Origin of the sequence: Shewanella sp. SM21, from assembly GCF_025654335.1 — a bacterium.
GTDB lineage: Bacteria > Pseudomonadota > Gammaproteobacteria > Enterobacterales > Shewanellaceae > Shewanella > Shewanella oncorhynchi.
Window position 1 is genome coordinate 320,442 of the sequence record NZ_JAKKRL010000007.1, and the last position, 22,443, is coordinate 342,884.

Genomic DNA, 22,443 nt, shown 5'->3' on the forward strand with positions numbered 1-22,443 from the left:
CAGTATCAGAGAGATCTCGATACAACCAGCCAGTTACTAGCAAATTAGAAATGTAATACAAAGTCACTCATTCGAGTGGCTTTTCTTTCGCTTCTGCTCGCGCCTTCGATTGCTCATCCATCAGGCAAATATAATCTTCAAGCTCTTGCCCAAGAGTGAGATCAAAATGACGGTTTAACCGCACAAGACCTGTGATGCGATCGACCCTGAAATTACGAAAATCAGCACGTAACTCACACCAAGTCAGTAAGGTCCAAGTACCACGCCAAAAATAGATGGCGAGCGGCCTAACTTCCCGCTCGGTAACATCCAGTTTGACATCTTGGTAGAAGAGTTTGACGTATTCGCGGCGCTGAGCCGCATTACGCAAGGGATCAAGGAATTGAAACTCATTGGAATCGAGGTAAAAATCCGGTGAAAACATTAAGGATTGATAGGCTTGTAATCGTTTAGGCAACACAGCTTCGACTTTAATCATCGCCTGCCTCGCGGCGCTACCAAGCTCCTTACCACCCCAAGTTTGCACCATACGCATGCCAACTTGAATCGCTTCGAGTTCGGCTTCGTTAAACATCAAGGGCGGAACATTAACCTCGTGGCGCAACAAATAGCCGACACCCGCTTCCCCTTCAATAGGAATGCCACTTAAACACAGGTCCTGCACATCACGGTAAATCGTGCGTGTGGAAACCTCTAACCGTTCAGCCAACTCTTGGGCTGTGGTCAGGCGTTTATGTTTAAGAATTTGCACTATTTGAAATAGGCGGTCAGCGCGGCGCATTGACTGTGATTCAATCCTTTAGTTGCCTATCCGTTGATTAAGAATTGTGAGTTTATATAAATCACTGACATATCCTGATACTCACTTGAGTGATAGTTTACGATTTGAATCATAAAATCCCGATATAAATCTCAACCTCAGTAGCACTAAGATAGACTTCAAAATCCGTTTGGTAGCGTCGCTGATGAGAGCAATCAGCCGCGCTAAAATAACCCCACACTTGCCCCCAAAGATCGATAACACACTGGGGCATATCACCCTGAGCGGTGAATTTAAGGTACTTGCCCGCGTTAAGCTCCAATGGCGTAAAATGACTTGCATCCACAGGGGCATCAATTGCCTTACCCACCAGTACAGAAAACTCGCCATTCATGTCTGACTCATAATCATAATACACGCCATACATGGGCGAATTGAGCATAGCGGTCAGCTGGGATGATTCAAAAAAGGCTTGCCATAAACTGCCAATTTTAGCGCTATCGACAGACATTTCTGCTCGATTATTCGTGCGGGTGCTTAGTCCAAGTAAGGGTCGAGCATCAATATAAACCACATCCATCTTTGTTTCTTCCATAGATATCTAAACCAATAGGTTAATGTTAGCGTCGTGCCTTAAGGGCACGACGCTAAAAATTTAACACTCGAGACTACTTATCCTTAGACCACAGACCGACTTTATTGCCTTCACTATCGGCAAATAACGCGATGTAACCACACTCTCCACCATTAATCGGCGTCACTGGCAGCAAAATATTCACATTGGCGGCAGCGAGTTTATCCACTAGCGGTTGTAAGTGGGTGCTGAAATGCAAATACACTGTGCTGCCCTGCATTGACGGCTGGCTCATACTGCACTTGACTAGCCCTATGCTCGCCGCACTCGCATCCTCTGTGACTATGCTCGCATATTCCATGTCTTCCATATCGTCACGTTTAAACTCGACCCCAAAATGCTGCTGATAAAAAGCAACGGCACGGTTCATGTCACTGACAGGAATTTCACCCCAAACTAACGGTGCAATAGATAACATTTTCACTTTCTCCTTGTTGAAAAATATCAATGATTCAAAACCTTATTAGTACAATTCAGGACTGAATCATTAACGGGCGACAACAAGAATAAAACAAGGCTACTGACAGCATGATGTCAGTAGCCTTTTAATAAAAGTGAATTTTGGCGTTTTAACTTAACCAGCAACCAAGATTACTTTGGCAAACTGGCTTGATGTGCCTGAATAAAATCATCCATGGCTTTGCTCGCCCTCGCTTGGGCGCTGGCTAAGGTATCTGTATCAACCATAGTTTCTACCACTTCGTAGTAGCACTTAATTTTAGGTTCAGTGCCAGATGGTCTGACAATCACCCGAGCCCCACCCGCTAAGCAGTAAGTCAATACATCGCTCGGTGGTAAGTCGATTTTCTCAATATTTCCATCGGCAAAACGACGCTCAAGCGCCTTTAAATCATCGGTTGAGAGCACATCTAACTCACCAATCTTCACCGGTGGATGCTCGCGCAAATAGGCGCCAATATTGGGCGTGTCAGGTTTTAGCGCAATGCTCACCTGCGCATTGAGATGGAAGCCATGCTCACGGTAAATTTGCTCGAGTCTGTCCCAAATCGTTTGCCCCTTCGCCACCAGCTCGGCAGTCAATTGTGCAAATGCCACCAGCGCCGACAGGCCGTCTTTGTCCCACACCATGCTGCCCACCGTATAGCCAAGGGCTTCTTCATAGGCAAACAGGAACTGATCCTCAGGGGACGTTTTCGCAATCCCCACATTCATCAGCCACTTAAAGCCAGTGAGCGTGGTAAAGCTTTGCGTGCCAAAACCCTGAGCAATCTTAGATAACAGACTCGATGACACTATCGTTGTGCCCGTAAGACGCTGATTATCTTTGGCGTGAGATAACAAGTAATGCCCAAAGAGCACACCAACTTGATCGCCCGTCAGCATCTGATACTCACCATCCTCTTTACGCACTGCGACCGCAAAACGGTCGGCATCGGGATCGTTAGCACAGGCGAGCATAGCGCCGTGTTTTTTCGCCTCGGCAATCACTAAATCCATCGCCCCTTTTTCTTCAGGGTTTGGGAAGTTAACCGTCGGGAAATCCCCATCGGGTTCACGCTGGGAGGCAACCGAATACACTTGGGTGAAACCAGCATCTTTCAATACCGTTTCAGCCATTTCAGCACCCACACCGTGCATGGCGGTATAGGCTAAACTGACCTTTTCAGGGGCGGTATGGTTTTGCAGCACCTCAGCTTGCTGCACGCCATGGCGATAGCTTTGGTAAAAATCGTCCTGCAGGATAATTAACTTACCTTGTTTTACCGCGTCATCATGCTCTAAAAACGGAATCGCTTGATTTGCTGCGCGTTCAATTTGCGCGGCAATGCCAGAGTCGTGGGGCGGAATAATCTGCGCACCATTCTCCCAATAGACTTTATAGCCATTGTATTGCGGCGGGTTATGACTCGCGGTCACCACAATGCCCGCTGCCGCATTAAAATGTTTTACCCCAAAAGCCACCAACGGCGTTGGCGCTACTTTGGACGTTAAGCGTACCTTAATCCCCATAGCGGTCAGTACGCTCGCCGCATCATGGGCAAAATTGAATGAGTCGTGGCGACCATCATAACCAATCACCACACCACGCTCGGCGGCATCTTTAATCTGATCAAGTAGATAAGCACCAAGGCCAGCAGAGGTTTGGCGGATCACCAAACGGTTCATCCCCATAGGCCCAGCACCGACGACACCGCGTAATCCTGCGGTGCCAAACTCCAAGCGCCCCGCAAATCGCGCTGCGAGTTCGGCATCATTGCCGCTATCAATTAGGGTTTGTAACTGGGCTTGAGTGCGAGGGTCTGGATCATTTTCAAGCCAATGGTTTACCTGTAACTGTAGATGGGTATTCATATCACGCCTCATTGAAAATCATTTGCAATCACCTTAGGAAAAAGCACGTAGAAGAACAAGCTAATTTGCATTAATTTCAAAATGAGCCAAGGGTATTGCCATAAAAAACGCACTATCTAACAGGTAATGCCAGATAGTGCGTTGGTGTTAACCTTAAACAAACTTCAACATTAACGAGAGGGTAAAGTGCCATCAAATACACGTACTTTGATATTCTTTTTCAGGTTATCTTGGTCTTGTTGCCATTCTTGCCACTGGGTGAGACTGATACTGAGCTGCAATGAAAAATCAGTAGAAATCCACTGTTTTTGCCCTTGAGTATATTTAGGTGCAGGGACTATGTTACTGGGTCCAATGAAAGACGCAGAACACATAAAGGTTTTGAAATACACTTGGTCAATCGATAAATCGAGGGCGCTGGGCGATGTTAAACATTGACCACTGCCCGGCTCTTGATACGAGGCAAATTGGTACAGGATTGCCGGTGTATTATTGGTACTATCGGGAACTGAAGCAGTTTGATGACAAGATAAACAGCTACTTAATGCATTATCCGCAGGGCCATTTAGGCGCCCATTACACCCTAAGTGTCCCGCATTGGTGTGCTCATTCAAACGGCCAACAACCTCTTGAAATACGGCGCTATCCTTAAGCCCTGTGATTGGGTTTTGCGGGAATGCTGCCGCTCCCACAGTTGCTGGCGGCGTGTCATTCCCCCACATTAATCCCAGAGGTGAGATACGATCCCAAGGATTTTTCTCTTTCGCTTTAAACTGACCATCGGCGACAAAAGTGCCATAGGCCCAGCCCACGGGTGAACGGCTGTCTCGCACTGCAATATCAAACTGCAATAAGTACACATCGGCGACAGAGCGCGGGCATTGCTCTGTTTCCTGTTGGAAACTGCAAGCACTGCCATCGGCGTTTTTACATACACAGAAATCACTGGCACTGATATTGGCTTGCCAAACAGGTACATTTTCAAGGAAAGGATAGTTATTAGGCGTTGCAGTAGTAAACAGTAACTTGCCAATCACACTGCCTTCATTAAATGCAAAATTTTGCTGGGGCATCACAGGTGATGGTGCCCCCGTCCATACCTTGCCAATGCTGTTTGCCGCCTGAGGATTATAAAACCCCACCGCCCACATAGTGGTTTTCAAATCGCCTTGGCCTTTTATCACCATAGTGACGGGGGCTTCTCGGGTCAAGCCATGGATAAATTCCCGCCCACTCATGGGATCATAGGTCTGATAGGGAATATGGTACCAAGAGCGCACCTTGTTGTTACACAGATCCCAGTCTTTACTGACATCGCCTTTGTCGATGTTTCCCTCTTGGATGTACTTCATCACAGCCCAGAGGTATTGCTCAGCTTGGGTATTTTTATCATTTTCACTCAGATTCTTATCGAAGGGATTGAATTTAAGCCAAGGTGCAGCGCTATCTGGTTTAGCACTCGAATAAGCATCGCTGAGGCTAAAAATAGGCCCCTTCCAGCCCGGATAGGCTTGATTGATGGTGACCTGATTATCCCACATACCTGTTTTTGTAAAAGCAGGATCTTGGAAGTAACTTGGATAGGCTCCAGTACAGGTTGAATTTGCGTTAGATCTAGTGTTAGGCGATTGCTTATCTGCAGCTTTTGCGTTGACTGTGGTCAATGAACAAACGGTGAGCAGAAGTATGGCGGTAATGTTGAGTTTCATAATATCGTCCTTGAAGAGTATTAGTCCTAAAAACTCCCTTTGTGAGCCTAAAACTAACAACGGCTCAAATTAAGCATAGACTAATTTTTAACATCTTCTGTAAAGCTTAACGATTCACATATTAAGGATATAAAAAAGGCCGTTTAGCATGACTAAACGGCCGAAACATATTACTTATTGGACTAGCCGTCCAAGCTATTTCTCAACTTCTTGCCCGCGCGTCTTCCACAGCGAATACAAGACACCTAAGACCAACAGACCAAAAGTCACACCAAGGGACACGGCAGTAGGGATAGTAAAGTCCACTATTCCCTCGTGATTGAAATACACTAAACCCACTTTCACCCCGATAAACACTAATACCACTGAAAGTGCATATTTAAGGTACTCGAAACGGTGCACCATAGCCGCCAAGGCAAAATACAAAGCACGTAGCCCCAGAATCGCGAAGATATTTGAGGTATAGACGATGAAAGGATCTTGGGTAATCGCAAAAATAGCTGGAATACTGTCGACTGCAAACACTAAATCCGCGGTTTCCACTAAGATCAACGCTAAAAATAACGGCGTCGCCCACCATCCTTTTGTTAACTGATGATCTTCGCCACGAACCCAGAATTTTTCTTTATGCAGCGTTGGCGTAAAACGCATCTTAGTGCGTAACCATTTATAAAACTTATTATCTTGGATATCACCGTGCTCATCGTTTGAGAAGAGCATTTTCACGCCAGTGAAAATCAAGAAGAGTCCAAATAACACAAGTACACCTTGATACTGGGCAACAAGCACGGCACCAAGACCGATCATAATGGCGCGCAACACTATTACGCCCATAATGCCCCAGAAGAGCACTCTATGTTGGTATAAACGTGGGATACCTAAGCTACTGAAGATTAACGCGATAACAAATACGTTATCCATAGACAGTGATTTTTCAATCAGATAGCCCGTTAGGTATTCCATACCGGCAGTTGAACCCTTGTACCACCAGAGCCAGGCCCCAAACAATAAGCCCATACAGATATAAAAGGCTGAAAGTTTTAAACTTTCAGCCACGGTAATTTCATGCTGCTCCTTGTGCAATACGCCAAGGTCAAAGGCTAATAACGCCAGCACAAAACCGAAAAACATTAACCAAACCCAAAGCGGGTAACCCACAAATAGGGTGGTAAAAAACTCCATAAGTCTCCTTAGTAACACATAACGACTGATCTCAATCAGTAAAGTTGAGCAGATAAACATTAACTCATTATAGAAATATAAACTGTGAAATCTTATATGAAAAATGCAACTATCAAGATTAAAATTCTTTTACAATCAATATGATTATGGTGCTTATTTATACTTATACTTCGAATAAGTTCACTTCTCAATCACAGCGCTTCCCTGAGAAAATCATCTAACCCACCCATTCGTGACATTCATTTAGATAGCAGCCTCGAACAAGCGCGTAGATGCTCTCCAATAATGCAAAATTGCTATCAATCATAAAACTTACACTATCCATTAAACGACGAACTACAGCTAATTCAAGGCTAAAGCCGCTAAGATAAAACTGCCACAGTTGAATTATGGCCACTATTTAGCACTCATTTCTTAACTGAAAATGAATTAATTTAACCGCTTAGTATTGCTATAGCGAGCCTTAAAGAACGGCTAAAAATGTTAGTTATACAAAATATTCATCACTTTCAAGACCCTTGGCTATTCCATATCATCTGAGTGTGATTAACTGCTGCAACAGCGCCGTCTTTTAGCGATCAAAAGCGCCGCGATAATCACAAATAATGAAAAATAATTAATAAAATTCATTACGATAAAATGAATCATTAGCTGCTCGGCGCATAAAGTGCCAGCAATGGGAGTCTTAAGTGTCAATAGAACAAAACCCGCCGCACGCAATGCAGGGCCCACAAGGCTCGCCCCCAACTGAAATGCTATTTGGGCATCCTAAGGGCTTATTTGTCTGCTTTTTTACCGAAATGTGGGAACGCTTCTCTTTCTACGGTATGAAAGCATTACTGTTTCTTTACCTGATTAAATATCATCTATTTACCGATGAATTTGGTTACAACGTGATTGGTGCTTACGGTGCCTTAGTGTATGCCATGCCCGTAGTGGGTGGCTTATTGGCCGACCGCTATATCGGCATGCGTAAAGCGGTGATCTTTGGTGGTGTTTTATTGGTGCTCGGCCACTTAGGTATGGCCTTTGAAGGCCATCAAGCGGTTATCGTTGCGGGTGAAATTCAACGGGATGAACAAGCGCTGCAAGTATTCTATTTATCCCTCGCCTTAATCATTGTCGGTGTGGGCTTTTTAAAACCCAATATTTCCACCATAGTCGGTCAGCTTTATCCTAAATCATCCGCTAAGCGAGATTCTGGTTTTACCATTTTCTACGCGGGCATCAACTTAGGCGCCACCTTAGCCCCGCTAATTTGCGCTTATTTAGGTGAAACCTATGGCTGGAAGTACGGTTTTGGTTTGGCAGGTTTAGGGATGTTAGCAGGTTTGTTGGTGTTTATTCGTGGCAAGAAACATCTGCAAGGCTTCGCTGAACCCAGAGATCCTGCGCGGATTTTAAAGAAAACCGCCGGCATAACGACAGAACAATGGATTTACTTAAGCGCAATTGGCAGCGTAATCATAGTCTGGGGGTTGATTCAAACCCACTCCCTCGTACTTTCGATTAGCAGTTTATTACCCGCAGTGAGCCCAGTGATTTGGTTCTTGCACTCAGTATCACTAGTGCTCGCCTTTGGTATTGGCTGGTTCATGGTGAAATATTGTAATCCGATTGAACGTCAACAGATGTCGGCTTTGCTGCTTTTCATCGTTGCGGGTTTGGTCTTCTTTGGCTTATATGAGCAGACCTATGGCTCTTGGGTAGCATTTTCGGACCGTGTGATGGACCGTAACATGCTCGGCCTCGAATGGAGTGCGGGACAGCTAACCTTCCTCGGTGCCTTCTTTGTGATCAGTTTGTCGCCTATCTTCGCTTGGCTGTGGCCTGCTCTCGCCCGTAAAAATTGCGACCTAAGCAAACCAGTTAAAACCGCACTCGGTATTTTGTTCGCGGGTTTATCCTTTATGGTGCTTGTGCTCGGGATCCAGATGCCGCTAAGCAGTGGCTTAGTGAGTATTTGGTTCTTAGTCGCGGCTTATTTTGTATTAGAAATCGGGGAGTTATTGCTGTCGCCCATAGGCTTATCAGCCGTGACTCAGCTTTCGGTAAAACGCGTAGTCAGCCTGATGATGGGTGCTTGGTTCCTCGGCACTTCATACTCTGAAATCTTAGCCGCCGAATTAAACAAGCTCGCCGCGATTGATACCCAAGGCGGCGTGATAAGTGACGTACCGAGTGCGATGGCGCTATACGAGCAACTGTTTATCTTCTCGGCGCAAATTGGCGTGGTGATGGCATTAGTCTTCTTTGCCCTTGCGCCATTAATGAAAAAAATGATGCACGAGAAAATGGCAACTAACTCAGTTTAAGCATACAAACAAAAAGTCAGTTGGCTTACTTTCGCCCTCTGAGGCGACGGTAAGCCAAGACGATAAGGTGCAAAGCAAGTAACCCCGTAAAAGCCGCGCAGAAAAACAGTAATGCAATCGAGTTTACATCCCTAGGCGCATCACGATAAAGCCACCACCACAGCGGCCAGCCGATGGCCGATAAAGCCGTAAGTTGCCACATACAGCGTTTGCAGCGACCAATCTTTTGCCTGAAAATTGACGTTTTACAATCACCGCAACTCATAAATCCCCAATACCATGATGGCAGTATATCTAAAACTAAAGCGACACTTTAAGCCTTGCCATCCCTTGATGAATAGAGACGAGCGCACGATAACCTAAATCTCGTTTAGCTGCGCTGATATCAAAATAATGGCTGCAGGATAACTGCCGTGCGACAAAACGCGTCATCATGGGCTCTTCTTGCTTCTTTAGGAGGTAATGTACACTTTCTAATACTGCGCCTACTACATAGGCCACAGATTGAGGCACACGCTTAGTCACTGACGGTAAAGCATCGCAGGCCAAAATCAAATTGATCATCTCGGCCATAGTGATGGGTTCATCATTACTCAGAAAATAAGCTTTCCCTTGACACTTAGGCTTTGCTTGGCAAAGTTCCAGTGCCGCCAGCACATGGGCATAGGCAGCGTTATCTATGTAGATGGTATCGACTAGCTTATCTTCGCGGCCAACCAGTTTAAGCTTACCTAAACGCCCGCGCGACAATACCCGAGGCACTAGATGGGGATCGCCAGGACCCCATATCAGATGCGGCCTGAGTGCGACGGTTTTTAACGCATAGGGTGCAGTGGCTTGAGTCGTCACTTGGCTAGATACTTGGGTCACATCAGGATTTTCAAGTGGCATGTCACCCACTTGATTGGCATCGAGCATCATCTTTTCAGCGATGGCTTTAGAGTGGGCATAATGATTCAGGAATCTTGTAGCATAGGGAGTAGACTCATCAATACCCGATTCATCCTGCCCTGCAAAGGTCACACTCGGGGTACTGGTGTAGACTAACTTATCTATTTTTAATGCCTTACAAGCGGCAATTACATTAGCAGCGCCCTTTACATTCGGACAAAAATAGCTGTCTCTGTCACCCCAAACACCCGCTTTAGACGCCACATGAAATACAATATCGCAGCCTTGCATCGCCTGTTGCAGCCGATCTTTATTGACTAAATCCCCTTGCAGCATGACTACGCCCAGTGCTTCAAGTTCGGGATAATGCCCACGCGCAAAACCTGTGACCTTAATGCCCGCGGCTAACAATCTCAGGCAAATCGCTTTACCTAAAAATCCCCCCGCCCCCGTGACAAAGGCGTGTTGCACCTTAAGCGCGAGCTGCGCGAGTGCCGTTTGTTCAGCCGCATCAAATTGGGCAAGCGTCGTGCTCTTGATTGGGTCTTTCGTCATTAAGGGTATCCATTTCAGCACATTTACATGAACTTAAAGTCGGTGTAATAAGTTTAAAATAAGCACAAGGGCTTAAAAATAAGCGAGTTTGTTCAAATGAACACAGAATATAACGTAAAAAATGCAGGAGAAAAGCCGTGGAGTTTCAAATCAACCTTTCGTTTGCGATTGCGCCCAAACGGCTAATTTTTCTCTAAAAATCTTGGCATTATGCCGCACATCCACAGGGAAATCAGGATGGATAAGAAACCGCCTTATGCCCTGAGTCTGCGTAAATTGCTCAGCGATGGCGATCAAATCTTGGTACAACTGCTGACTCTTATTGCACACCAATGACTGGTCGAGTTCGATACAAATTAACGGCTCTATCTCGTTCGCCACTTTCACTCCCACTAAAGCGGAGCGCTTCACATTGGGATGCGTATTAAAAATGCGCTCGCAGGGAATGGAATAATAACGTTTAACAAACAATCCAGTAGCGTCGACTCTGTGGGCCTTACGACCACACATCCACAGAAGACCTTGATCATCAAGATACCCCAAATCGCCCATGCGGTGTCTAACGGTATTGGTTGCTGAGTCCCAAATCTTGGCCGCCGCAGTCGCGCGTTTGCCTTGGCTTTCGTTTTGGCTATCATGCTGACTATTGTTTAGATAATAGGACTGACTCACCATAGGCCCCTGCACGACTATCTCGCCGATTTCACCGTTATTTAGCTGTAAGGCATCATCCCACTCGGGAATAACCTCTTCGCTGATAGCAATAATGCGAATCGTCACGCCATCGATAGCGCGACCGACACAGATACCACCGCCGTTATCTGTGGTGTCAGTCGTGGCAAATAACGCATCGCTGGCAATCATACTAATAGGCAAAGATTCGGTTGCGCCGTAGGAATTTAAAATCGGCACACCTTGGCTCAGCATCTTACTAAAACGGGCGATGGAGGCAATGGTGGCTGGCGCACCCGCGGAAATCACCCGCTGTACGCTGGGCAGTTTATGCTGTTTTTGTTCACCTGCGCGGCCTAAACGTTCGAGCAAAGCAGGATTAACAAAAATATTACTGCATTGATATTTCTCAATCGCGGCAAATAGAAATTCAGGATTAGCAGTAATAGGTTTGCTGGCATCCATTTCTGGAACGATAGACGCCATGCCAAGTGCGGGGCCAAAGAGTGAAAACAGCGGAAAAGTGGCTAAATCGCGCTCGCCATGGCAAATGCCATAATCGTTTTTTAGCGCTTGAATTTGTGCCTCAAACATACCATGGCTATACACCACCCCCTTAGGCGTGCCAGTGCTGCCACTGGTAAATAAAATCGCCGCTATCTCATCAGATTTGAGCATCACCATGGGATATTCAGACTTTGAAGCAGAAGATTGCACTGAGGTGCTTTGCAGCAGAGTCGATAAACTGATGGCGCCAGTAGCGATACGGATTAACTTTGCCGCTAAGCCTGTTTTGCCGTCATCAACATTGAGTAATGACTTAATACTGCCCTTACCCCAACCAAATAGACGTCTAGCAATATGAGCCTTGGGAATACCGATAAAGGCATCGGGCGCGGCTTCAGCAAAACACTGTTTAAGATTGCGGATCCCCATGCCGGGATCAACTAGGATAGGAATAACCCCCGCTTTAAACAGCGCAAAAGTAAGTGCAAAAAAATCCAAACTCGGCGTGACCATAAGCACAGCCTTCATGCCGCGCTCAATGCCATGGGCATTAAGCGCAAAGGCTATCGCATCGCTTTGTCTGTCTAGATTGAGAAAGTCCAACTCGCTGTAACGCAAATTCGCCACAGAAGCGCCCTGAGCGCTTTGTACTGCTACCGCAAGATGATGGGGAATGGCATGGGCGGCTTGCTTGAGATGGCGACAAATATTGGCATCATTAATTATTGCTGACGCAGAAGTGCCCGTTAAAAGCGGCGTTTCCAACGGCGTCACTAAAGGAGCCACTTCAGTCTCAAGCAAGGTCGACATTAACCTGCGGCCTGTTCGGACGGCGCCGCTTCTACGTGGTCGTCAGCCATAAAGCCTTTGATATGGGCAATCACTTCATCGCTGGCATCTTCCAAAATGTAGTGACCACAATCGGCAAATTCATGCACGGTCGCATGGGGCATGTGTTGGCGCCATTTCGCTAAAAAGTGCTTATCGAATACAAAGTCCTTGAGACCCCAGCAAATCAGGGTCGGCACTTTAGCAAATTTAGGTAAACTCGCAGCAATATCAGAGACTAATTGATAATTTCTATCGCCTTCACGCAGTGGAATATCCTGCACAAAACGCAGCGTCGAAATGCGATTGGCCCAAGAGTTAAACGGCGCGACATACGCCTCGCGAATGTATTTCGACATCGGCTGGCGCTTAACACCCACATAGGAAGCAATAGACGAAAAGGCATTGAAACCGCGTACCAACACTGTGCCTAACAGGGTATTACGACAGATCCACAGCGGCCAAGGGAATGGTTTAGTCTCGGGCAAATGGAAAGCGCCCGTGTTCAATATCACTAGGCGTTTAATGCGCTCAGGATAACGCGCCGCATAACCCATACCTATCATGCCGCCCCAATCGTGTACAACTAAGGTAATGTTTTCTTTCACATTCAGGCTATCGAGCAGGGCTTCGAGATCGTCGATACGATTCTTAAGGGTATAGTCATAACCGCTATCGTCTGGCTTATCCGACAGGCCACAGCCGATATGATCCGGCACTATGCATTGGTGAGTGTCTTTTAAGGCGCTAACAAGATTGCGGTAGTAAAACGACCAGCTAGGATTACCGTGAACCATCACCACAGGCTCGCCTTGACCCTCGTTGATATAATGTAGCTTGTTGCCATTACGGCTAAGAAAATGACGTTTAAAAGGCAACAGAGTGTCTAACATGACGCTTCCTATCTTGATTCTTTATGAGAGCGAATAACGGGTTATGTACAGCTGGCTTAGCTTATCGACAGAACTAAAGACTAAGCTATCAACTGAATCATGGACTTACTGGGTTGACTCGAATGTATGCCAGCCATCAAGCAAAGGTGTGAAAAGGTGCAATGCACCCTACCACTTAATACCTAACATCATGCAATTCAATCCACTGCCTATGCCTAAAAAGCTCACTTGATCGCCCGCTTGTAAAAAGCCTTGATCGTGCGCCATCGCAGCAGTCACAGGTAACGACACTGTGCCCATATTGCCCAGCAGCTGATACGTTGGAAATTCTTTTTCGGGGGGAATATTGAGCGCACTCAGTACTTGCTTACGATTTGAAGCGCCTACTTGATGGCAAATCACTTTGTCCACTTGCTCCACCAGCCAATTACGCTGCTCAAGGAAATGCTCCCAAGTGTGCTTCGCCAATTCAACGCCTTCTTTAAGCAAGGTAACGGCATCGGTACGCATAAACTCGCGGTACAGGTTATGCCCCACTTCCTGCAGACCCCATTGACACAACTGATGATGCTCAGGCGCCGATAAGTGCGATGCACCCAGCAATTGATGCTGGCGCACATTTGTCAGCGGCAAGCTGCCATCGGTAAGGATCACCGCCACGGCACCAGAGCCACCGGTTAAGGTCGCCAGTGACTGGGCAAAATTCTGCATGGTCGGATCGGCCAACATGTTATCGATAGTGACATCGACAATATCCCGCGCCGACTCACAGGACACCACCATACCCGCCTTGATTTGACCCAACTCAATACGGTTTGCGATATCTAAAATGCCCGATAACACCCCAAGGCAAGCGTTGCTGATATCGTAAATCGCGGTGTCTTTTGACACCCCCAATTCGGCAGCAATACGACACGCGGTCGCGGGCTCATGTTGATCGCGGCACACGCCGGTATAGACAACCGCACCTAAATCGGCGACATCAATCCCAGTTTCAACCATGGCTTTACGGGCAGCTTTAATCGCACCGTCGGACAATTGATGTCCTTTTGGCCACCAGCGGCGTTCGGTAATCCCAGTCAATGCGGCAAGCTGTCCCATAGGAATACGGAACTTTTGATACAAAGGAGCAAGACGAGACTCTAGCTCACTACTGGAAACCACAACAGGCGCCAGTTCATAGGCCAGGCTATTAATAAATACGCGGGAATATTTCATGAAACTGTTTTATTCGCTCACTAGAATGACTGACCAGCAGGTCAGCTTTCAGTTGTTATTCGTCATTAATGCGACATTTGAACAAGAAAAGCCCGATGATTCAATAAAAAACCATCTTGAGTGTAAGACTTGTCTCACAGCGCAGGTTCCAAACACGACGGCCCTGAATTCACTATCACTAAACTTAAATGCGCTAATATAGAAATAATTCATAAAAAACATCACAGTACAGTATGTTTTTAGACGCGCAAAATTATACCGCCATTTTTTGCGCTAAAATCAGCGTATTTCTTGGTGTGACGCTGTTTGCACAAAATTCACCCACGCAAACACCATATCCTTGTTCCTGCAAAAAACAAGCGCGATCTAAGATTAACCACTGCTCCAGTGCGCTGCGGAATAAATGCGCGACTAAATCAATACGGCGAGTTAATTGTTGTCTTTGTCGCCCAACGTCAAGCCAAGCTTCAAAATCCCTGTTTTTCGCTAAATTAACTGCCTTCGTCTCGGCCGCCCACAGGCAAAAATCCGTAAAACTGCCGCTCAACTGGCTCTGTTTTAACGAGGGTAAAGGCAAATATTCGTCGATTTGTCGACATTCACGTTGCAGTGCATCAAAGCCTAAGCGCCACGCGATTTCTTGATGGCGTAGCGCCTGCTGTTTGGGATTAGCGATCACACTCTGCTGCAACGGTAACTGTAAATCATGGCGACTGAGCTTTAGGCTGCCCTGCTGAGCAAGAGTCGATAACGGCTGATAATGGCTCGCTTGAATTAAATGATAGCAACAGGGAGAAATCGCCAATGCCTGCGTGCCCACCTCGGCCGCCAGCGTTAACAGCCGAACATGCAAATCTCCGCAGGCATGCAAAGCAACCGCTTGCTGCCGTGCAGTTAACGGATTGGCATTTGAGGCATGTTCAGCTTGTGCTTCAACTGTAGTTGTAGATGTGTTTGTCACAGCATGTTCTGCGCCAATAGCAAAGGCATCGGCGCAAATAAAAGTCTGCGATAACTGCCACTTATCGGCAAAGGTCTGCCCTGCTTCACACAGCGGCGCCTGCCACTCTAAGCTCACCACATCAGCGCCGCGAGCTTTAGCAATCAAGCGGCCCAAATGCCCTTTACCCGCACACCATTCCAATACGGGTAAATTAAGCTGGGGTAAATGCTGTACAAAGGCGGTAATTTGCTGCCATTTTCGGCCTTTAATGTGGGCACTAAAGTGCGCCTCATCATCAAAGGACAAACCGCGGTCCTGCGCTTTATCTACCTTTGTGGTATCGGTTATTGCAATATCAGCAATGGCAGTGGTGAGCAATGACAAGTCCCAATCTTGGCCTAATGCCATAAGATCGCGGTTTAATGCCGGTGACAGCACCTTAACCAGCAAAGATTGCTCGGCGTCGAGTCCATCAAGCCCATCATCAGCCAGCGCCCACACAGCTTCGGCCAACTGCGGAAAATCCTGTGCCCAAGGTAAAGCGTTCACTTCAAACGCACGCACTTGCCACAGGGCAGCACTCAGCTCAAGCAACTGATTAAGCTTGTTAAATTGCTGTGAGTAAGTGAATTGTTGCTGCAGATTATCTTGGTTCACGTCATGCCCAGTGTAAAAAATACTTGTCTCGTATTAGGCTGAGCAAATCTGCCCTACGGATGACTTTATGCGAAAACATGTTAGTATCGCGCCCATTAAAAGCACTCAACCTGACTGTTAACTGCAAACCGCAGTCAGCAATACCCTGAAGAGGACACCTATGCTTTCACCTTGCGTCGCACGCTGCGGTTTAAATGACGAAGACTACTGCATGGGCTGCTTTCGACATATCGATGAAATCGTCAGTTGGCGTACGAGCAGCGAAGCACAACAAGCAGCCATTTGTCAGCAACTTCCCGCCCGTAAAGCTTTATTTGAAGGCAGTGAAAATCAGCATATTTTAAGCCGTGATAAATGGTTAGCTGCCGAGGCGCGTTTAACCGACAAGGACTAAACCCCATCCGCTAACGCCACCCTCTGCGCAAGCTCATCCTGCTAACAGCCCACAAGACTATTTTTTCAGCATTGATTTCAAGTCAGCAAAGGGATTGTAGGTCGCCGCGGCTTGTTTGGTCTCAGTAGTGCTACCGTAGCGGATCAATTCTTCAAAACGGGAATGTTCGTTATCGTGGCAATAAAGACATAATAATTCCCAGTTTGAACCGTCTGACGGGTTGTTATCGTGGTTATGATCCCTGTGATGTACAGTCAGTTCACTTAAGTTTTTTGGGGTAAATTCGCGGGTACAGCGGCCACACACCCAAGGATAGAGTTTTAACGCTTGCTCACGGTAACCGCTCTCACGCTTAGCTTTGTACTCCCGCGCATCGGCTAATACTTTATCTAACTTACTCTGGCCTGGCACTGATGACATAGTGTAATCCCTAAAACAAACCCTAAAAAAATTGCCCCAAGGATAATCCGAGTTATCACTTGGGGCAATATATCCCGCACTTTGCGGGTTAATGGTGCACGATTTGTAGACGTAAATGGCTAAGCCGACTTACGTTACAAGCTTACGTTACTTAACTTACGTGGGCATGATCGGCATTCGACAGATGCAAATAGTGTAAGTATTTTTCATACTGAGTCACCACATCCGCGAGGATTTGCTCTTCGGTATAACCCATCACATCGTAATGCTGACCACCTTGTTCAAGGTACACTTCGGCGCGGTAATACAAGGTATTTCCCTGCTCGATTTCAGTCCCTATTGGGTTAGTGATGTCAAAACAACGCGTTCGTACACCGTAAACAAAGGGTAAATTCACCTCATTGCTGATCACTAATCGCACGCGGCCATCTAAGTATTCAAGATCGGCCACTATGCCTTTAGCCATAAAGTGTTGACACACCTTAGATAAAGCGGGCGTAGCCACATTATTCAAGAACACTTGCGCTTCTTCATGGGTAGGATGCGAGACTAAAACCCCAATACGCTCTTCCCAGCTCATATTAGTTTTGGCGTATTGCACACTAGTATTGTGTAACTGCACGCTATTAATCTTCAGCCAATCATTTTTCAGGGCTTTAAATAGGCCCAGACACATGAATAGCATCACCACTAAGAACGGCATAGCACTGGCGATTGCCGCCGTTTGCAGCGCCTGTAACCCACCCGCTAACAACAATACCGATGCCACAACCCCTTGCAACAGGGCCCAGAAAATCCTCTGCCATACGGGGGCATTGTTATCACCTCCCGAGGTTAGATTATCAATCACTAAGGATCCCGAATCCGACGAGGTCACAAAGAAAGTGACAACTAAACAAATCGCAATTCCAGAAAGTAACGTAGGAAACGGCATGTGCTCGAAAAACACAAACAAGGCCACTGACACATCGGTATTCACCGCCTCGGCAAGATAGGTCGCGCCGTGATTCATAATCGAATCAATCGCCGTATTACCAAATACCGTCATCCACAGAAAGGTCAGCGCCGATGGCACAAATAACACACCTATCAAAAACTCACGGATGGTACGGCCGCGACTCACACGCGCAATAAAAGTACCGACAAAAGGAGACCAGGAAATCCACCAGCCCCAATAGAGCAAGGTCCAGCCTCCGAGCCAATCTTCCTTATGTTCATAAGCGTACAAGTTAAAGGTTTTGCCCACTAAATCACTTAAGTAACTACCGGTATTCTGCACAAAAGCCTGCAACAGCATAACCGTAGGGCCAAGGATCAAGACGATAAGCAATAAAATAATCGCGAGACCCAGATTGAGTTCGCTTAAGCGTTTCACGCCTTTATCGAGACCAGAAAATACCGATAATGTCGCCAATAAAGTAATGCCGATAATCAAACACACCTGCACTACAGCATTATTGGGTAAGCCTTCGAATAAATAACTCAACCCAGAATTGACCTGCAACACCCCAAAGCCCAGTGATGTCGCCACCCCAAACATAGTGCCAAGCACAGCAAAGGTATCCACTGTATGGCCAATAGGACCATAAATGCGTTCACCAATTAAGGGATAAAGCGCACTTCGCGGCAGTAGCGGTAACTTATGTCGATAAGAGAAATAGGCCAGACTCAATGCCACCACAGCGTAAATCGCCCAAGCATGCAGTCCCCAATGGAAGAAAGTGATCTTCATCGCCTCTTTTGCGGCAATAAGACTCTCAGGGGTTGCATCCGGCGGCGCCAGATAGTGCATCACAGGTTCGGCTACCCCAAAAAACATCAAACCTATGCCCATACCCGCCGAAAACAACATGGCGATCCAGCTTTTATAGCTGTAGTCTGGCACTGAATGATCTGGTCCTAGTTTGATATCGCCGAAGCGACTGACCATGACAAATATGATAAAAATCAGGAAAAACGCCACACTTAGAATGTAAAGCCAACCGGCTTTCATTTCTATCCATGACTGCATTGATCTAAAAAAGGTGTTTGCCTCTGTGGGCCATACTGCGCAAATCATCACCATCAAGATGATGAAAAAGACCGACGAATAAAATACCGGCGGATTAATACTAGACTTGATGGACATTGACTCTCCCTATTTCTAGCGGGTTCACACTCCAAATATCTCAACATACCAACGGCGAGATAGGACAAAACTTATACTTAAAGTTTGGTTAATACTGCGTGGCTCATCTATGACCAGTATGGGGGAAATCCCAAAGATCATGGCAACGACTCGCTATGGCTAAACGCGACAGGATCTGAACAACGGGATTAACAACACTCGACTTTTTTAAGCCAATGATTGATGGATAAACAGAATTAACACCACTAAGGCAGCTAACACCCGCCTTTAGCATAAAACAAATATATTACTAGAATATTCAGCATAAAAAATGGCGACCATATTGGTCGCCAAAAAATTATACCACAAAAATCATCAAATTTAATTTTAAACGCTAAAACGCACAAACCTTCATCGGATTACTTAGTCGGTGACTGCGAGATACCAGCAGTTAAATTGAAGCGCATCGCCTCCTCAAACGACCAATCAACCATAATTAAATCATCCCGCTTAACTAAGCTCGTCACGCCCGCCATTTGATAACTCAATTGGAACAACACAGGCACCCAATCGCCCTCTGGTAGCGCATCTAACAATGGCTGTGGCGGCGTATCCGTCATAATAAAGCCCACCACAAAACTGCCATTCGCCTGTTTCACTAACACTGTCTTTTGGCTTGTTGGCTTACCATCACGATTCATCAAAGAGGCGATATCACGGATACTGCCATAAACCGATTTAAACAATGGGAAACGCATCAACTGGCGCTCAAGCCAACCATAAAGCCACACAATAGGACTGACAGAAAACAACAGGCCCACGGCAAAAACTAATGCCACCACCAGCATAAATCCCGCGCCGACAAAGTGTTGGTTTATCCCTACCAACTCTAAAATTACAATTCCTAAACCATCTAACGATACAAACAACGACCAAAACAGCCACAAACTCAAGGCCATAGGTAATAGATTCATTAAGCCGCGGGCTAAGGTTTTTTTCATCACACTCTCATTCAGTCATAGGGATACAGAAGGCATAAAATATTTACGCAAAAAACGCCACAAATGCTACCACAGAGTCACTTTTGCACCAGCACATGATGTAAGGTATCTGGCAGTAATAGTCTCGAGCATAGAGACAGCGTTCAAATTCAGGGCCCACTCTGAGCCATTCTAAGGAAAGTAAAATGCGCGTAACCCGCTTAGATCATTTGGTGTTGACCGTAAAAGACATCGCCGTCAGCGTCGAATTTTATCAAACCGTGCTCGGGATGAAGAAAGTGGTATTTGGCAATCAACGTATAGCGTTAAGTTTTGGCGACCAAAAGATTAACCTGCACCAAACGGGCGCAGAATTTGAACCTAAAGCCGCAGCAGCCACGCCCGGCAGTGCCGATCTGTGTTTTGTGGTCAGCCACAACATAGAAGAAGTGATCGCCCATTTAAACGCACTTCAGATTGAAATCATTGAAGGCCCAGTGCTACGAACCGGCGCCACAGGCCGGATAAACTCTGTCTATATCCGCGACCCAGATTATAACCTGCTTGAGTTATCAGAATATCTGCCCGCCTGCACAGGATAAGCGAAGTTAAAAACTTCATTTGAATTTTTTAATCAAAGTCAAAGTCGTGGGGCTTCACCCCACACCCGACCAAGGAGGACTGCTCGTCATATCCTCCTTGGATGCTCCAAGACGCCCCTAACGGAGTTGAAAGCCCCTTGTGCTCATAGCCCAAATAGCTATCGCTTCCGAAGGATGCGTCCCTGCACCAGCTAAAGCTAGTCGGTCATCCATGACCGAACTCACGCACTCTTTATTAAATCAAGAGCTCTATTCGCCCTGCGGCAACTCCGAGGGGATGGCGTATTCCTTAGAATTTTGAGTCATTAGATCACAATTCATCAGCAAAAAATAAGCGAGAGAAATAATAAAGCTAAAACGATATCAAGTAATTACCCATCAAACTGTATAAAAAACTGCTACCGCAAAAAAGCAAATTCCTATAGCATAATTTTACCAATTGACTCGGATGTGGCAGCGGCCAAGTCCAACAAGCGATTTATGCCCTGCAAACAGCACAGCGCATAAATACTAAGACGTTATGAGCCATCAGTAAGCATGATTGAGCAAACTATTAGACATATCTACTCACTTCTATTAAGTGAAAATTATGATGAATTAGAGCGGTTTACCAACGGATCTCGTATGTCTTCAAATGAAATTTGTGAGGCGATTTTAGAATACGGTTATCAGCTGGTTTCGTATCCAGACAACCTGAAACTAAACATCGTAGAAGTAAAAAATAGTAGCCCAAGAGAATGGAGTGTAGTTGCACCAATCTACACCTCTGAGGAGGGTTTATCCGATTTGAGTATTGAGCTGTCACTAATAGAAAATGGCAAAGAACTTTATAAATCAGAGCTAGACAATATTCGTGTGCGTTAGTCAAGCTCATAACAAGTCAAAGCACTCGGACTTGGTAAAGCAGTCACCTTTTTTGTTCCCAAAAAGCCGCCAACTTCACCAAGCTAGTGTTTTAGGCGTTATAAGCCATAGGAAGGTATGGAGTTTTTAATTAAGCCTCATGATGGAATTGGGCCCATCAAACTTGGAATGTCTAGAAAACAAGTCAAAGTGCTATTCGCTGCTTTTTTTACTTTGTCCGATGGGGCTAGCGATTTCTATTTTGATAGTTGCCTTCAAATTGAATTTGAAAACGATTTAGTAGACTTTATCGGTGTATCTCAAAACGATAATTACCAACTTATGTTTGGTGGTATCGACGCATTTGATGTTGAAGGCATAACTTTGTTTAATGCAATTTCCGCTAATGAATCGGAGAGTCACTCGTTTAATGAGTCGGAGTATATTTTCCCTGAACAAATAGTTACTCTCTGGGACATGGACGAACAATACGATAACCTTGGCGATCACAAACGTAAAGTTTGGGCACAGGTTGGTATTGGTACTAAGTCCTACCTTAAAGTGGCAAATGGCTTATAACAAGTCGCTTAAAATGGACGCAAAACAGTTGGCTTGCGCTAATTTTAGCAAACAATTTAGCACCCGTTAGCGAGGCGTTATCCATAGAAATTTTAATCCGGAACTGACGAGTTCGAGTTAAGGCTTTAACTCAAAAATGTCCAAAAGTATGTTGCGTATGTCTTTTAAATCTACAGGTTACGTGAATGCACGAAAGGTGAGCCATGGTGATTAGCGAGACGACCGTCCGCCCCATGGACGGGGCGGTCGAGCATCCAAGGATGATGGGATGGACACCTCTTGTGAAGTAGGCGTCATTTACGCCATATTGAATTTGCACGTTCAATAACAACAAAAGGTGTCCAAAATGAAAGTTACACTAATAGGAATTGATCTCGCAAAAAATATCTTCCAAGTATGTGGAGTTAATCAAGCAGGCAAGAGTGTTTTTAACCGCTCGAT

20 protein-coding genes are annotated in these 22,443 nt (G+C 46.0%); 5 read left to right on the forward strand and 15 right to left on the reverse strand.

All coding sequences use genetic code 11. From position 1 onward, the window contains the following. Nucleotides 1-67: 67 nt before the first annotated feature. The 6 genes from L5L94_RS11910 to L5L94_RS11935 all read right to left on the reverse strand — a co-directional run bounded on the left by L5L94_RS11910 (nucleotide 68) and on the right by L5L94_RS11935 (nucleotide 6,598). Nucleotides 68-781, reverse strand: coding sequence for a helix-turn-helix transcriptional regulator (locus tag L5L94_RS11910; protein ID WP_028760503.1), 714 nt, complete (start codon nucleotides 779-781; stop codon nucleotides 68-70). Between the two features lie 109 nt (nucleotides 782-890). Beyond that, nucleotides 891-1,340, reverse strand: coding sequence for a GyrI-like domain-containing protein (locus L5L94_RS11915; protein WP_131525748.1), 450 nt, complete (start codon nucleotides 1,338-1,340; stop codon nucleotides 891-893). 88 nt (nucleotides 1,341-1,428) lie between these two features. Next, nucleotides 1,429-1,812 (reverse strand): VOC family protein, encoded by a 384-nt coding sequence (locus L5L94_RS11920; RefSeq protein ID WP_212599862.1) that lies wholly within the window; start codon nucleotides 1,810-1,812, stop codon nucleotides 1,429-1,431. 173 nt (nucleotides 1,813-1,985) lie between these two features. Next, on the reverse strand, nucleotides 1,986-3,707 hold the full coding sequence (locus L5L94_RS11925; RefSeq protein WP_263163285.1) for a phospho-sugar mutase: 1,722 nt from the start codon (nucleotides 3,705-3,707) through the stop codon (nucleotides 1,986-1,988). Nucleotides 3,708-3,877: 170 nt separating this feature from the next. Next, entirely contained in the window at nucleotides 3,878-5,416 is a 1,539-nt protein-coding gene (locus L5L94_RS11930) for a hypothetical protein (protein ID WP_263163287.1), read from the reverse strand. A 195-nt stretch (nucleotides 5,417-5,611) separates the two neighbouring features. Beyond that, nucleotides 5,612-6,598, reverse strand: a complete 987-nt coding sequence (locus L5L94_RS11935; RefSeq protein ID WP_131525740.1) for a TerC family protein — start codon at nucleotides 6,596-6,598, stop codon at nucleotides 5,612-5,614. A 689-nt stretch (nucleotides 6,599-7,287) separates the two neighbouring features. On the opposite strand from L5L94_RS11935, the gene L5L94_RS11940 reads away from it, so the two are divergent. Next, complete coding sequence (locus L5L94_RS11940) at nucleotides 7,288-8,913, forward strand: peptide MFS transporter (RefSeq protein ID WP_263163289.1); 1,626 nt, start codon at nucleotides 7,288-7,290, stop codon at nucleotides 8,911-8,913. A 25-nt stretch (nucleotides 8,914-8,938) separates the two neighbouring features. Here L5L94_RS11940 and L5L94_RS11945 read toward each other — a convergent pair whose 3' ends face one another. From L5L94_RS11945 to L5L94_RS11970, 6 genes are all read right to left on the reverse strand, one after another. Beyond that, complete coding sequence (locus tag L5L94_RS11945; protein ID WP_105249662.1) at nucleotides 8,939-9,178, reverse strand: DUF3624 domain-containing protein; 240 nt, start codon at nucleotides 9,176-9,178, stop codon at nucleotides 8,939-8,941. 35 nt (nucleotides 9,179-9,213) lie between these two features. Beyond that, nucleotides 9,214-10,359: a 2-alkyl-3-oxoalkanoate reductase gene (gene oleD / locus L5L94_RS11950; RefSeq protein WP_263163292.1), complete on the reverse strand. Its 1,146-nt coding sequence runs from the start codon at nucleotides 10,357-10,359 to the stop codon at nucleotides 9,214-9,216. A 150-nt stretch (nucleotides 10,360-10,509) separates the two neighbouring features. After that, on the reverse strand, nucleotides 10,510-12,348 hold the full coding sequence (gene oleC, locus L5L94_RS11955) for an olefin beta-lactone synthetase (protein WP_263163293.1): 1,839 nt from the start codon (nucleotides 12,346-12,348) through the stop codon (nucleotides 10,510-10,512). Then, a complete protein-coding gene (locus tag L5L94_RS11960) occupies nucleotides 12,348-13,259 on the reverse strand; it encodes an alpha/beta fold hydrolase (RefSeq protein WP_263163295.1) in 912 nt (303 codons plus the stop codon). Before L5L94_RS11960 ends, oleC begins: the two co-directional genes overlap by 1 nt. 168 nt (nucleotides 13,260-13,427) lie before the next feature. Next, on the reverse strand, nucleotides 13,428-14,477 hold the full coding sequence (locus L5L94_RS11965; RefSeq protein ID WP_028760522.1) for a 3-oxoacyl-ACP synthase III: 1,050 nt from the start codon (nucleotides 14,475-14,477) through the stop codon (nucleotides 13,428-13,430). A 253-nt stretch (nucleotides 14,478-14,730) separates the two neighbouring features. Further along, nucleotides 14,731-16,077, reverse strand: a complete 1,347-nt coding sequence (locus tag L5L94_RS11970) for an SAM-dependent methyltransferase (protein WP_263163296.1) — start codon at nucleotides 16,075-16,077, stop codon at nucleotides 14,731-14,733. A gap of 160 nt (nucleotides 16,078-16,237) precedes the next feature. Between L5L94_RS11970 and L5L94_RS11975 the strand changes: the two genes are divergently transcribed. Beyond that, nucleotides 16,238-16,471, forward strand: a complete 234-nt coding sequence (locus tag L5L94_RS11975; RefSeq protein ID WP_006085323.1) for a DUF1289 domain-containing protein — start codon at nucleotides 16,238-16,240, stop codon at nucleotides 16,469-16,471. A 57-nt stretch (nucleotides 16,472-16,528) separates the two neighbouring features. On the opposite strand, the gene L5L94_RS11980 is transcribed toward L5L94_RS11975, so the two are convergent. The 3 genes from L5L94_RS11980 to L5L94_RS11990 form a co-directional block, all read right to left on the reverse strand. After that, nucleotides 16,529-16,891, reverse strand: a complete 363-nt coding sequence (locus L5L94_RS11980) for a YajD family HNH nuclease (RefSeq protein WP_028760525.1) — start codon at nucleotides 16,889-16,891, stop codon at nucleotides 16,529-16,531. Between the two features lie 151 nt (nucleotides 16,892-17,042). Further along, complete coding sequence (locus L5L94_RS11985) at nucleotides 17,043-19,019, reverse strand: BCCT family transporter (protein WP_105249669.1); 1,977 nt, start codon at nucleotides 19,017-19,019, stop codon at nucleotides 17,043-17,045. A 398-nt stretch (nucleotides 19,020-19,417) separates the two neighbouring features. After that, a complete protein-coding gene (locus L5L94_RS11990) occupies nucleotides 19,418-19,999 on the reverse strand; it encodes a DUF502 domain-containing protein (protein WP_028760527.1) in 582 nt (193 codons plus the stop codon). Between the two features lie 185 nt (nucleotides 20,000-20,184). On the opposite strand from L5L94_RS11990, the gene L5L94_RS11995 reads away from it, so the two are divergent. From L5L94_RS11995 to L5L94_RS12005, 3 genes are all read left to right on the forward strand, one after another. After that, on the forward strand, nucleotides 20,185-20,580 hold the full coding sequence (locus tag L5L94_RS11995; protein WP_131525733.1) for a VOC family protein: 396 nt from the start codon (nucleotides 20,185-20,187) through the stop codon (nucleotides 20,578-20,580). Between the two features lie 537 nt (nucleotides 20,581-21,117). After that, nucleotides 21,118-21,444: a hypothetical protein gene (locus L5L94_RS12000; protein ID WP_263163299.1), complete on the forward strand. Its 327-nt coding sequence runs from the start codon at nucleotides 21,118-21,120 to the stop codon at nucleotides 21,442-21,444. Between the two features lie 117 nt (nucleotides 21,445-21,561). Further along, complete coding sequence (locus tag L5L94_RS12005; RefSeq protein ID WP_263163301.1) at nucleotides 21,562-22,002, forward strand: hypothetical protein; 441 nt, start codon at nucleotides 21,562-21,564, stop codon at nucleotides 22,000-22,002. The last annotated feature ends 441 nt before the right edge of the window (nucleotides 22,003-22,443 follow it).